General features: G+C 53.4%; 10 protein-coding genes and 1 pseudogene. 3 read left to right on the top strand and 8 right to left on the bottom strand.

The genetic code is table 11. From position 1 onward, the window contains the following. Positions 1–44: 44 nt before the first annotated feature. The 3 genes from BL249_RS03945 to manX all read right to left on the bottom strand — a co-directional run bounded on the left by BL249_RS03945 (position 45) and on the right by manX (position 2740). On the bottom strand, positions 45–890 hold the full coding sequence (locus tag BL249_RS03945) for a PTS mannose transporter subunit IID (RefSeq protein WP_099705339.1): 846 nt from the start codon (positions 888–890) through the stop codon (positions 45–47). Positions 891–905: 15 nt separating this feature from the next. Next, positions 906–1709 (bottom strand): PTS mannose/fructose/sorbose transporter subunit IIC, encoded by an 804-nt coding sequence (locus tag BL249_RS03940; RefSeq protein ID WP_099705338.1) that lies wholly within the window; start codon positions 1707–1709, stop codon positions 906–908. 68 nt (positions 1710–1777) lie between these two features. Further along, on the bottom strand, positions 1778–2740 hold the full coding sequence (manX, locus tag BL249_RS03935) for a PTS mannose transporter subunit IIAB (RefSeq protein ID WP_099705337.1): 963 nt from the start codon (positions 2738–2740) through the stop codon (positions 1778–1780). A gap of 516 nt (positions 2741–3256) precedes the next feature. On the opposite strand from manX, the gene BL249_RS03930 reads away from it, so the two are divergent. Beyond that, positions 3257–4834: a TerC family protein gene (locus BL249_RS03930; protein ID WP_099705336.1), complete on the top strand. Its 1578-nt coding sequence runs from the start codon at positions 3257–3259 to the stop codon at positions 4832–4834. A gap of 45 nt (positions 4835–4879) precedes the next feature. On the opposite strand, the pseudogene BL249_RS03925 reads toward BL249_RS03930, so the two are convergent. From BL249_RS03925 to pabB, 4 genes and pseudogenes are all read right to left on the bottom strand, one after another. Further along, positions 4880–6446: pseudogene (locus tag BL249_RS03925) on the bottom strand (EAL domain-containing protein). A gap of 211 nt (positions 6447–6657) precedes the next feature. Beyond that, positions 6658–8022 (bottom strand): L-serine ammonia-lyase, encoded by a 1365-nt coding sequence (locus BL249_RS03920; RefSeq protein ID WP_099705335.1) that lies wholly within the window; start codon positions 8020–8022, stop codon positions 6658–6660. A gap of 122 nt (positions 8023–8144) precedes the next feature. After that, entirely contained in the window at positions 8145–8729 is a 585-nt protein-coding gene (locus BL249_RS03915; protein WP_099705334.1) for a CoA pyrophosphatase, read from the bottom strand. Then, on the bottom strand, positions 8719–10089 hold the full coding sequence (pabB, locus tag BL249_RS03910) for an aminodeoxychorismate synthase component 1 (protein ID WP_099705333.1): 1371 nt from the start codon (positions 10087–10089) through the stop codon (positions 8719–8721). The genes BL249_RS03915 and pabB overlap by 11 nt, the downstream gene beginning before the upstream one ends. 115 nt (positions 10090–10204) lie before the next feature. Between pabB and BL249_RS03905 the strand changes: the two genes are divergently transcribed. Continuing rightward, on the top strand, positions 10205–10387 hold the full coding sequence (locus BL249_RS03905) for a YoaH family protein (RefSeq protein WP_099705332.1): 183 nt from the start codon (positions 10205–10207) through the stop codon (positions 10385–10387). Positions 10388–10429: 42 nt separating this feature from the next. On the opposite strand, the gene BL249_RS03900 is transcribed toward BL249_RS03905, so the two are convergent. Beyond that, positions 10430–10774 carry a RidA family protein gene (locus BL249_RS03900; RefSeq protein ID WP_099705331.1) on the bottom strand — a complete coding sequence of 115 codons (345 nt, stop codon included), beginning with the start codon at positions 10772–10774 and terminating at the stop codon, positions 10430–10432. 166 nt (positions 10775–10940) lie between these two features. Here BL249_RS03900 and BL249_RS03895 point away from each other — a divergent pair, with 166 nt between their 5' ends. Next, a complete protein-coding gene (locus tag BL249_RS03895; RefSeq protein WP_099705372.1) occupies positions 10941–12848 on the top strand; it encodes an ATP-dependent DNA helicase in 1908 nt (635 codons plus the stop codon). Positions 12849–12865: the final 17 nt, after the last annotated feature.

Here is a 12865-nt window from a genome sequence, read left to right as displayed (position 1 = left end):
GCATCGTTTTTGAACGCGGCGGGGAAGGTACCCCGCCGTAGGGTTTACAGTCCGAGCAAGCCAATCCAGTAGCCGAAAATCCCCAACACAAAGAATCCCATAATGATCCACAATGCGTTGATTTTACGGCGCAATAACCACATACAGCCAAAGGTCAGCAGTAGCGGTACCAGCCCTGGCATCAGCTGATCAAGGATAGTCTGAACCGTGGTCACCGTGGTTTTACCGGTTTGATCGGTAATTTTTGACACGAACACCGGTATATTAATGTGTGTCCATTTATTGACCAGCGCCCCCATGACAAACAAACCGAGAATAGAAGCCCCCTCGGTCAGTTTCTGCAGTAAGCCACCGCCCATGTCACCAACGATATCCACGCCTTTACGGTAGCCGTAAGCGACACCGTAATAGCGTACCAGCAGGCGAACAAGATTAAACAACACAAAGAATAAAATCGGTCCCAGTATGCTGCCACCCATTGCCAGTCCGGCACCTAGGGCGGCGAAAACCGGACGAACGGTACCCCAGAAAATCGGGTCACCCACGCCGGCCAGCGGGCCCATCAGACCAACTTTAATCCCGTTAATTGCCCCATCATCAATTTCTGCGCCATTAGCTCGCTGTTCTTCCATTGCCAGGGTGACACCCAGCACCGGAGCGGCGACATAAGGATGGGTGTTAAAAAATTCCAGATGACGTTTAATCGCTTGTTTACGATCATCATTGTTGATCGGATAGAGGCGACGAATAACTGGCACCATTGCGTAACAAAAGCCCAGTGACTGCATACGTTCGAAATTCCACGATCCCTGAAACAGATTGGAACGGAGAAACACACCACGTACGTCACCGTGCGTCAGTTTTTTGACCGGGTTTGTTGTATCCACCATGTGATATCCCCTTAATTAATCCAGTTCGTTATCGAGATCGTTATTACCCGGGCCTGCAGCAGGCGCCGCGCCCGGAGTACGGTTATATTTCGGTGCCAGCTGAATATACAGCACCGCCATGACGACGCCGATAACACCGAGCGCAACCAGGTTAAAGCTGGTAAAGGCCGCGGTGACGAACCCGAGGTAGAAGAAGGGCATCAGGTAGCCTGCACGCATCATATTGATCACCATTGCGTAACCGACAACCACGATCACGCCACCGGCGATGTTAAGACCATTGGTCACCACTTCCGGAATGGAACCGAGCAGTCCCTGGACTTCGCTGGTGCCGACAGAGACGGCAACAATCAGGGCCGGGATAGCGATACGCAAGGCTTGCAGAAATAATGCTGAGAAGTGAATCCAGGAAATTGCCGTCAGGTTACCCTTTGCTGCCGCTTTATCAGCCGCATGCTGGAAAGCCACGGTAATGGTACGCACGACGATAGTCAGTACCTGACCGGCAGCAGCCAGTGGAATAGCCAGCGCAATACCGGCGCCGGTGCTTTGACCGCCGGCAATAACCAGAATCGTTGAAATAATTGAGGCGAGGGCGGCATCAGGTGCCATTGCGGCGCCGATGTTCATCCAGCCAAGGGCGATCATTTCCAGTGAACCGCCGATAATAATCCCTTTTTGCACATCACCGAGAATAAGGCCAATGAGGGTACAGGCAACCAGCGGGCGATGAAACTGGAATTCATCGAGCGTTGAATCCATACCGGCAATACAGGACACAATAAAAATCAGTACAAGCTGAAGGATGGTAATCTCCATTGTACTTCTCCTCTGACATTCAGTAACTGAGTAAGCCGCCTGAGCGGATAAAATTCAAATCGTTGTGATTACACTTTTGCGATCAAATCCATCATTTTAAGTTGAGGATCGCTGGATACCTTACGTACTTCCAGTTCGATATGACGTTCATTCAGCTTGCGGAATGCTTCTATATCTTTCTCATCCACGGAAACGGCGTTATTCACCTGGGTTTTACCCTGGCGGAAGGCCATGCCGCCGACATTGACAGATTTGATATCAACACCATTTTCCACCAGGCGCAGCACGTCGGATGGATTAGTAAACAGCAGCATGACGCGGTCACGGGCATATTTGGGGTTATTCCAGACGCGCACCATTTTATCGACATCAACAACATGGGCCGTAACGCCGGGAGGGGCGACCTGAGTTAACAGCGTTTTGCGCACATTATCTTTAGCAACTTCATCACTGACCACGATAATGCGGCTGACGTTGGTCTCTTTCGTCCAGCGGGTGGCGACCTGACCATGAATTAAGCGATCGTCAATACGCGCCAGACCAATTTTCATATGATCGTTGGGCCCGGATGGCAGCTGCGGCGTAGCCGTCTTGCTTGCCGCCACAGGGGCCGGTGTAGCTGCAGTCGCTGCCGCTTTTGCTTTCAGCGCCTTGACACCTTCACGGCCGGTTTCAACGGCAAGCGCCACTAATTCGGCAAAAGTCGGGTTATCATCACGTGCCATAAGCGTTTCAACCAGCATCGGAATGTTAACCCCGGCTACCACTTCATGGTTCTCTTTGTCGACAACGAGTCGGCTGGCGGCGTTGAACGGACTGCCGCCCCAGGTATCAACCAGAAACAGTATCCCGCCGCTGGTATCCAGTCCGGCTAAGCGCGCCTGATATTTTTCCATCAGGGTGTCAGCGTTTTCGCCGGGAACGAAATCGATCCAGCCGATGTTTTGCTGTTCACCCAATAGCATTTCTGCGGTTTTTATCAGCTGTTCCGCTGCCCAACCGTGTGTGCCAACCATAATAGCAATGGTCACTTGCTACCTCCTTTCTCTGAGAAGCTAACGCTGTATAAATGCAGCGGTTCGCGTAAGTTTATTGATACAGGGTGCGAATCAGCGTCTTTGCTGGCACAACACTGCCTGTGGCAGGCCGGTTAATTGCAAACCTATACAATAGTCTTAAGATAATTCGTGCATTATTTTAGTGCGCAAAAAAATAAATTATGTGACTTTGCTCAGTAATTTAGAGGGCTGTCACACTCAATTTTCTCTATGATTAATTTTGCATCACTTGAAGTAACTTTACAGTTAAAAGCGATAATCTATTTTGTGACTTGGTGAGGCGCTGTTAAAGTAAAGATCCTTTTTAGAACAGGAGTAACGGGCACCAGCCCACCCTATGGACTGTCACCGACGTTGTTTCATCATGCCACCGGGTCATCCGGCTCATCTTTCTGCGCTCTGGCGCAATGTCTCTCATCTTTTTCGTGCGGCTTCCCTTAACGGGCTGTGGTCAGCGCTATCGTTTTTTTCATGTCTGCGGAGTAGGTAATGGAATTTTTTCTGGATCCCTCAATCTGGGCCGGTTTGCTTACGCTGATAGTGCTTGAAATTGTTCTGGGCATCGACAACCTGGTCTTTATTGCCATTCTTGCCGATAAGTTGCCGCCCAGACGGCGTGATAAAGCGCGTTTAATCGGTCTTTCGCTGGCGCTGCTAATGCGTCTGGCATTGCTTTCACTGGTTTCATGGCTGGTGACCCTGACTAAACCGTTATTCAGCGTGGCCGATTTTAGTTTTTCAGGACGCGACATTATTTTACTGCTAGGCGGCCTGTTTCTGTTGTTTAAAGCCACAATGGAGCTGCACGAACGTTTAGAGAATCATGAAGTTAACGGTGAAGTTAACCGTAACTACGCCAGCTTCTGGGCGGTGGTATTACAAATAGTGGTACTGGATGCGGTATTTTCGATCGATGCCGTGATTACGGCGGTGGGAATGGTGAATAATCTCGCCATTATGATGACCGCCGTGGTGATTGCGATGGCGGTGATGCTGCTGGCATCAAAACCATTGACGCTTTTTGTCAATGCACATCCGACGGTGGTGGTGCTCTGTCTGAGCTTCCTGTTAATGATCGGCCTGAGTCTGGTAGCGGAAGGCTTTGGTTTCCATATTCCGAAAGGTTACCTGTATGCGGCAATCGGCTTTTCAATCATCATTGAGTTGTTTAATCAGATTGCCCGGCGCAATTTTCTGCGCCATCAGGCAAGGCGGCCAATGCGCGAGCGAACCGCTGAAGCTATTTTGAAGATGATGGGTACACGTCAACAGCATCATCCACAGGAAGAACAGGTGGCTCCGGAATCGGCCACCAGGCAGCAGACGCTGCCGCAGGAGGCTTTTAAAGAGGAAGAGCGTTATATGATTAACGGCGTGCTCACTCTGGCCTCGCGCTCGGTGCGCAGTATTATGACTCCGCGCGGTGAAATATCCTGGGTTGATGCCACGCGGCCGATGGACGAGATTCGCATTCAGCTGCTGGATACTCCGCACAGTTTATTTCCGGTGTGCCGCGGCGAGCTGGATGAAATCATCGGCGTGGTGCGGGCTAAAGAGCTGTTGGTTGCGGTGGATCACGGCATGGATGTCGCCGCCTTTGCCGCTGCTCATATGCCCATTGTGGTACCTGACACGCTCGATCCGATTAACCTGCTGGGCGTATTGCGGCGGGCGAAAGGCAGCTTTGTTATCGTAACCAATGAGTTTGGCGTGGTACAGGGGCTGATCACCCCGCTCGACGTGCTGGAGGCGATTGCCGGAGAGTTTCCCGACGAGGATGAAACGCCGGATATCTTAGTCACGGAGGATGGCTGGCTGGTTAAAGGCGGCACCGATCTGCACTCGCTGCAACAGCGGCTGGATATTCATGGTCTGATCGATCCGCAGGAAGATTACGCGTCGCTGGCCGGTTTGTTAATTCATCAACACGGGCAGTTACCGCAGGTTAATGACGTCATTGTTTTGCAGGACTACCAGTTCCGCATTGTTGAAGCAACGGATTACCGAATTGATCTGGTAAAAGTGAGCCGGATTCCGCGTGCGGACGACGAAGACGATGCCGGATAGGTTTTATCACCACGCGTGATATCAGGCCCGCTACGGCGGGCTTTTTTACGCCGGCATCTGACTGTCCTGCTGCCAGCTATCCAGCCACAGCGGGAAATCGGTCAGCGGCATTGGCCGGGCATAAAAATACCCCTGCAAAGCATTAACGCCGCGATCGCGCATGTATGTTGCCTGCTGAGCCGTTTCCACCCCCTCGGCAACCAAAGCAATATTCAGCCGCTGTGCCAGTGAAATCACCATATCGGTGACGGTGGCATTAATGGCATCGTTGCCGATAGCCCCGGTAAAGATTTTGTCAATTTTCAGCACGTCAGGGTTGAGTGTTTTCAGGTAAGAGAGCGAACTATGGCCGGTACCGAAATCATCAATCGCCAGTTTTACGCCGCTTTTGTGCAGAAAAGCGACGGTGTGCAGATCGACAACCGGCAGGGCATCGCGCTCGGTCAGTTCAACAATCAGTTGTGGTTTGGGATCGGCTGGCCACCAAAGTTGCTGCAGATCTTTGATTATCTCCTGGCGGTGAAAATGGCTGGCGGAAACGTTAATGGCGATATGGAAGCCGTTATGCAGCGGCAGCAGAGGCAGCTGGCGCACGGTCTCGCTGAGAACAAAGCGGGTCAGCGGCGCAATTAAATTTTGCCGTTCCGCCAGCGGAATAAAAACATCGGGCGCAATCCAGCCCTGACGCCGGTTATGCCAGCGCAGCAGCAGTTCAATGCCCTCACAGCTGTGTGTTCGGGCATTAATTAACGGCTGGCAATACACGATAAACTCGCGGGCGTTAATGCCATAACTGATTTGCCAGAGAGGCTCATACGGTTCGCGGTGGCCAGCCAGACGACGTAGCCGATCAGCGCACTCAGTAACAGTGCCAGCGGCAGCTGGGCGGGCAATGACACAATCGCCAGCGCCGCCGGCTGCGGGCCGAACAGGGTAATGGAGTAGGGATAACGTAATGATGTTTGTTGATAGCTGACCTGATGGGGAGCCGGTTTCGCCGCTGCAATCACCGCATTGCCATATTCAAGACTTTTGCCCCCACGTTAATGACTGCCCGCTCCACCCAGGGTAATGTGGGTTCCAGTAAATAACTGGTCATCAGTTCAATATTGATCGCCTGCAGAATACCCGCCTGGTTATCAGGGGATTGCGGCGTCCACAGTAGCAATACCGCTGAACCTTTAAGTAACTGACGATCGTTTGTCAGCACCATGCGCTGATTATCAATAGCCAGATCGGGAAAATCGGCGCTGAAATCGCTGTTAATCGTGCCGTAAATGCTGGAGCAATATATCTGGTTATGATCCACCAGCAGGATAGTGCGGATAGTCTGCAGGGCGGCAAGTTTTTCTATCAGCGGAAAACGCACCTGTTCACAGGGCAGGCCAACCAGCCCCAGGGCATTGTTAGCGGCAAGGTCTAGTGGAGAAAACTGACGGTCAAAACGCTCAATTGCCCGATCTGCAAAATGACGAGATTGCCGCTCAATATCGTTTATTTCCTGGAAAAAACGAAAGGTCAGCGTTCCCACAAGGACCAGTATGGCAATTGTGACAGAAATAAGCAGACGCTTACGACGAAATTGCCCTAAAACCTCCTGGGAGATTGGCATTGACCACCACCCTTAAATCACGCATAACCACAGGCCAGAGCAACATTTATCGGAGGATATGGCGATAAATTTAGTCTGTATGTCTAAAAAATAAACAAATGTTTGCTAAAAATATTTATTTTACCAACGGCAGGGGCGTGACTGGCTGCTCAGGGTGCCCTCGCGGCAATGACGCGCTAAGCGAGGCGTGGCGGCATAATCGCGCCGTGGTTTAATCGCACTGTACTTTAATTGCCAGGCCTCCGCGCGAGGTTTCGCGATATTTGGCGTTCATGTCCTTACCGGTTTCGTACATCGTTTCAATAACTTTATCCAGAGAAACGCGTGCCTGGCTGGTACGACGTAATGCCATACGTGCAGCGTTGATCGCTTTCACCGCGGCGATAGCATTACGCTCAATACAGGGTACCTGCACCTGGCCGGCTACCGGATCGCAGGTCAGGCCAAGGTTATGCTCCATACCAATTTCAGCGGCAACACAGACCTGTTCAGGGCTGGCGCCAAACAGCTGAGCAAGACCGGCGGCGGCCATTGAACAGGCGACGCCAACTTCCCCCTGACAACCGACCTCCGCACCGGAAATCGACGCGTTCATTTTGTAGAGAATGCCAATTGCGCCGGCGGCCAGAAAGTAACGGATAAAAATATCGCTGGTGACCGGCTCGACGAAGCGGTCGTAATAGGCCAGTACCGCCGGTACGATACCGCAGGCCCCGTTAGTGGGTGCTGTAACGACCCGTCCGCCCGCGGCATTTTCTTCATTAACGGCCAGGGCAAACATATTAACCCAGTCAATAATATTCATCGGGTCGCTATTCTGCTTACCGGAAGCCATTAGCATCCGGTGTAACGCTGCGGCACGACGCGGGACCCGCAGCGGGCCAGGCAGCACACCTTCATGGCGTAGGCCGCGTGCAATACAATCGCGCATCGTCTGCCAGACAAGGCTGAAATAGTCTTCGATTGCTTCGCGGGGGTGGAGCGCAAGTTCGTTTTCCATCACTAAGGCCGACAGCGACAGTCCGGTCTCATGGCAGTGATCCAGCAAAGCGCTGGCGGAATGAAACGGATAGGGGACTGACACGGGAGTCAGTGCCGGCTGACCAAAATGGGCGTCGTCAACAATAAAGCCGCCGCCGGTTGAGTACCAGGTGTTGCTGTACAGTAGCTGGTCGTCATGCCAGGCATAAAAGATCATGCCATTTTCGTGACGGGGTAAATTTTCGCTGCAAAAAATCAGGCCGCCGGCGCGCGGAAAATCCACTTCGTGCTGACCGCCAGCCAGCGACAGACGCTGTCGCTGCTCTATGCTGCGCATTAGTGCAGGAATAGCACTGATATCCACGGTGTCCGGTTGCGCACCGGTCAGGCCAAGAATAATGGCCATATCGGTATGGTGTCCTTTTCCGGTCAGCGACAGCGAGCCGTATACTTCAACAGTCAGGCGGGTTGTACGTTGCAGTAGCCCTTTTTCCGCTAATTCCTCACTAAACCGTTTGCCGGCTTTCATCGGACCGACGGTATGGGAACTGGACGGGCCAATGCCGACTTTGAACATTTCAAAAACGCTTATCACACTCGTCACCCCTGTAACTGGAACTTTAGCGATAAAATGCCGGTTTATTTCAACAATAGTAAGTGCAGCATGTCTGAACTATGCGTTTTTTCACATGAAATAAACTAATGAGAGATTTCCAGTTAAAAGTCGCGAGTGGCGCTGACCTGCAGGCTGAGCTGGCGGATGATCCCTGCTGTCATGCCCCAAATCAGATGCTGGTCAAAGTATGAACACCATACCTGACGCAACTGGCCACGATGATGCACCGTCAGAGCGCCATAGCGAGCGGTATCAAGGGCCTGCTGTAAGGGAATTTCAAAAATAGCATCGACTTCCTGCTGGCTGGCATGCAGGGGCAGGTCGGGTGGAATAATTGCGAGAAAGGGCGTGACCAGAAAACCGCTGGCACTGGACACCGCGGGTAAGCAACCGATGATCCGCACCTGATGACGCATTAGGGCTATTTCTTCTTCGGCTTCGCGCAGTGCGGTGTCCAGCAAACCGGCGTCGCTGTCGTCCTGCATTCCGCCGGGAAAGGCGACCTGGCCGGCGTGCTGGCGCAGAGAGGTTGCTCGTCGGGTCAGCAGCAGCCCCGGCTGTGGCCGGTTAACGATGGGCACTAAGACGGCGGCATGACGTCCGCCCGACGGCGGGCAGCCTGCCAGTGGCATTTGCAGCTGAAACCGGGCAAGAAAATTATTCATCCCGGATGGTTTATTCATCATGGCATTGAGTTAAGTTATCCAGCGTGGAAAGAATACGTGACACCTTATCAAAGGTTTCCTGATATTCAGCGTCCAGTTGACTATCAGCAACAATACCGCCGCCGGCGGCACAGTACAGCTGCTGATTTTCAGCAATCAGCGTGCGAATGGTAATACTGCTGTCCATCGCGCCACAGGCACTGAAATAGCCGATACTGCCACACCAGGCATTGCGGCGCTGTGGCTCAAGTTGTTCAATGATCTCCATGGCCCGCACCTTGGGGGCGCCGGTAATAGAACCGCCCGGGAAGCAGGCGCGCAACAGGTCGCTGGCGTGCAGTTCCGGACGCAGGCGGGCAGTGATGGTACTGACCAGATGATAGACCGCCGGAAAGGCTTCAACGGCAAACAATGACGGTACTGAAACGCTGCCAGGCTGGGCGACCCGGCCGATGTCATTACGTAACAGGTCGACGATCATCAGGTTTTCTGCACGATCTTTTTCCGAGCTGGCCAGACGTTGTGCCTGCTGCTGATCGGCCTGTGGGTCGGCGAGGCGCGGAAGAGTACCTTTGATGGGGCGCGTCTGAATCAGACCGGATCGCAGGCGCAAAAAGCGCTCCGGCGAAAAGCTGAGGATCTGACCGGCAGGCAGCGTAAGCCAGGCGCTGAAGGGGGCCTGGTTGGCGGCCAGCAAATGTTCAAAGGCCTGCCACAGGCTGCCACGATAACCGGCAGTAAAACGCTGCGCCAGATTAACCTGATAGCAATCGCCGCTGACAATCCAGTGCTGAATTTGTGCGAAACAGCGGGCATACGCCTCCCGGCTGAGGCTGGACTGCCAGCCGCTGGTCAGCGCGAAGGGCTGAATATCGTCAGCATCCGCAAGGCCAGCCAGCCAGATCAGCCGATGCTGCAGATCGCCGTGGCAGACCAGCGTCAGACGCTGTTGCTGATGGTCGGCAATAATAGCCCAGTCGTAAATACCGATAGCCATATCAGGGGTCTGCAAGTCAGGCTGCGCCCGCTGTGGCAGTCGTTCAAAACGACGTCCGAGATCATAACCAAACAAGCCAACTGCCCCGCCAAGAAAAGGCAGCGTGTCATCGCTTTCAGTCTCTGGTAACAAGCGGCGCAGCAGTATTTTGCACAGGCTGAGCGGGTCCTGTTCACTTAATTGTACCTTGCCCGATTCGGTAATACGGGTGTGCTTACCTGCGGTTTCCAGGGTTGCCAGCGGGTCGGCCACCAGAATATCAAAACGGCTGTCAGGGTGAACGGCATCGCCGGAATGCAGCAACATTGACCAGTGGCGGGCTGCAATCGATGCAAACATTCTTTTCAGGGCATCGCGCTGATAGGTAAGTGAATGATATTTCATGGTATGACTAACGGCAGTGTTGACGATAACAGGGGTGCAAGCCTGACATATTTTTCTGCAGCTGGCATCTGTTTCTTGCCCGTGAAATAATGACGGCTCAGTGAAGGAGAAGACGATGTTTCAGGGTTTACCGGCGCTCAGCCATGCCGAACAACAGCAGGCGGTGGAGCGCATTCAGCAGCTTATGCAGTCGGGGATGAGCAGTGGCCAGGCCATTGCCCAGGTTGCCAGCGAAATCCGTCAGAATCATCGGGGCAGTAGTATTACCGCCCGTTTTGAGGACGATGATGAGGAGTGACCATCCCGTGCTACCGACTCAGGCAGCTTTACTGCCTGTTGTTCATTTTGCCGCAATAATTTTAATTTCAACCCGGTAGTGCGGATTCATTAGCTGGGCCTGTACCGTACAGCGTACCGGTGCATTGCCGGGGGAAACCCAGCGATCCCAGGCCCGATTCATTGCCGCGAAGTCCGCTTTATCGACCAAAAAAATAGTCGTATCCAGTATCTTACTTTTATCTGAACCCAGCCGGGTGAGTAGCGAATCGATAATTGCCAGCGCTTCGGCCGTCTGGCCTTCAGCATCTGCACTGAGGTTTTCCGGCACGCTGGTGTAATAAATGGTGTCGTTATGAATCACCGCTTCTGACATGCGTGCAGCCGGATCAATGCGTTCAATCGTCATTTTTTATTTTTCCTGTCTTTGAGCTCAGTATCAAAACAATACCGGGCTGACAGCCTGCCACAGCCATCGCCGGTTGTCATCTGTCGCTGGCCGGCCGCAGTGAGATTTGTTTCCCGGCGCTGATACTGTCATAATTCACAGTACTTTTGCAGGCCTGAGAGAATTTGTGACCGACGATTTTGCTGCCGACGGCGTGCTGGCGCAGGCCATTCCCGGTTTTAAACCCCGAGCACCACAGCGTGAAATGGCTGAGGCGGTGGCCAGTGCTATAGCCCGTCAGGGCGCGCTGGTCGTTGAGGCCGGTACCGGCACCGGTAAAACCTATGCATACCTGGCGCCGGCATTGCGCGCCAGCAAAAAAGTGATTATTTCAACCGGGTCTAAAGCGTTACAGGATCAGCTTTATAGTCGCGACTTACCCACCGTTGCCGCTGCGCTTAACTATCAGGGGACTCTCGCCTTACTTAAAGGACGCGCAAATTATCTCTGCCTGGAGCGGCTGGAACAGCATGCGATGGCCGGCGGCGAGCTGGCCGTGCAGACGATGAGTGATTTAGCGCATTTGCGCAGCTGGGCGTCTGTAACGGTTGAGGGCGACATCAGTAGCTGCGTGGCGGTGGCTGAAGACAGTCCGGTGTGGCCGCTGGTCACCAGCACTAACGACAACTGTCTGGGCAGCGATTGCCCGCTATATAAAGACTGCTTTGTGGTTAAAGCGCGGCGTAAAGCCATGGATGCCGATGTTGTGGTGGTCAATCATCATCTGTTTCTTGCCGATATGGTAGTAAAAGAGAGTGGTTTTGCTGAGCTGATCCCGCAGGCCGAGGTAATGATTTTCGATGAAGCGCATCAGCTGGCAGATATAGCCAGCCAGTATTTCGGCCAGCAACTTTCCAGCCGTCAGCTGCTGGATCTGGCAAAAGATATTACCATTGCCTATCGTACCGAACTGCGCGATGTACAACAGCTGCAAAAATCTGCCGATCGGCTGGCGCAAAGCGCACAGGATTTTCGTCTGGCGCTGGGTGAGCCAGGTTTTCGCGGCAATTTACGTCAGCTGCTGGATAATCCACCGGTGCAACGTGCGCTGGTGTTACTTGATGATGCGCTTGAACTCTGTTACGACGTAGCCCGGCTGTCACTCGGGCGTTCTGCTCTGCTTGACGCGGCGTTTGAACGCGCCATGCTTTATCGTGGCCGGCTAAAAAGGCTGAAGGATATCAGCCAGCCAGGTTTCAGTTACTGGTATGAATGTAGCGCCCGCCACTTTGTGCTGGCGCTGACGCCGCTTTCGGTCGCGGAACGGTTTCGTGAGGTGATGGACCAGCGTCCTGCCAGCTGGATATTTACCTCGGCAACCCTGGCGGTGAACGCGCAGATGACCCATTTTGTTGAACGGCTGGGGCTCGGCAGCGCCGACACGCTGATTCTTAACAGCCCTTTTGATTACAGCCAGCAGGCACTGTTATGTGTGCCACGTCAGTTACCGTCGCCAAACCAGCCTGGTGGCGCCGGCAGACTGGCCAGTATGATGGCACCAGTCATTGAAGCGAATCAGGGGCGCTGTTTTTTTCTCTGCACTTCACATCAGGTGATGCGTGAACTGGCGGCGGCGTTTCGCGCCAGCCTGACGTTGCCGGTCCTGCTGCAAGGTGAAACCAGCAAGTCACAGCTGCTCAGACAGTTTATTAGCGCCGGTAATGCTCTTCTGGTGGCCACCAGCAGCTTCTGGGAAGGGGTGGATGTGCGCGGTGATGTTCTCTCGCTGGTGATTATTGACAAACTGCCTTTCACTTCGCCAGACGATCCGCTGCTTAAGGCCAGGATGGAAGATTGTCAGTTGCGCGGCGGAGATCCGTTTAATGATGTGCAGCTACCGGATGCCGTTATCAGTCTGAAACAGGGCGTCGGCCGTTTGATCCGCGATGTTGATGACCGTGGTGTGCTGGTGATTTGTGACAACCGGCTGGTTATGCGCCCCTATGGCGCCGCTTTTCTGAATAGTCTGCCACCGACACCACGTACACGCGACCTTAAACGAGCGGTAGAATTCCTGCGGGCAGGGCGCACCTGATGATAAACTCTGTGATA

The organism is Erwinia sp. OLFS4 (genome assembly GCF_002752165.1).
GTDB lineage: Bacteria > Pseudomonadota > Gammaproteobacteria > Enterobacterales > Enterobacteriaceae > Izhakiella.
The sequence above is the reverse complement of the archived record's forward strand: the minus strand, read 5'-3'. Positions and strand labels throughout refer to the sequence as shown.

Coding starts and splice junctions, on each gene's coding strand:
- BL249_RS03905 (WP_099705332.1), top strand. CDS start 10,205: ATGTTTCAGGGTTTACCGGCGCTCAGCCATGCCGAACAACAGCAGGCG.
- BL249_RS03915 (WP_099705334.1), bottom strand. CDS start 8,729: ATGATGAATAAACCATCCGGGATGAATAATTTTCTTGCCCGGTTTCAG.
- BL249_RS03900 (WP_099705331.1), bottom strand. CDS start 10,774: ATGACGATTGAACGCATTGATCCGGCTGCACGCATGTCAGAAGCGGTG.
- BL249_RS03930 (WP_099705336.1), top strand. CDS start 3,257: ATGGAATTTTTTCTGGATCCCTCAATCTGGGCCGGTTTGCTTACGCTG.
- BL249_RS03940 (WP_099705338.1), bottom strand. CDS start 1,709: ATGGAGATTACCATCCTTCAGCTTGTACTGATTTTTATTGTGTCCTGT.
- pabB (WP_099705333.1), bottom strand. CDS start 10,089: ATGAAATATCATTCACTTACCTATCAGCGCGATGCCCTGAAAAGAATG.
- BL249_RS03945 (WP_099705339.1), bottom strand. CDS start 890: ATGGTGGATACAACAAACCCGGTCAAAAAACTGACGCACGGTGACGTA.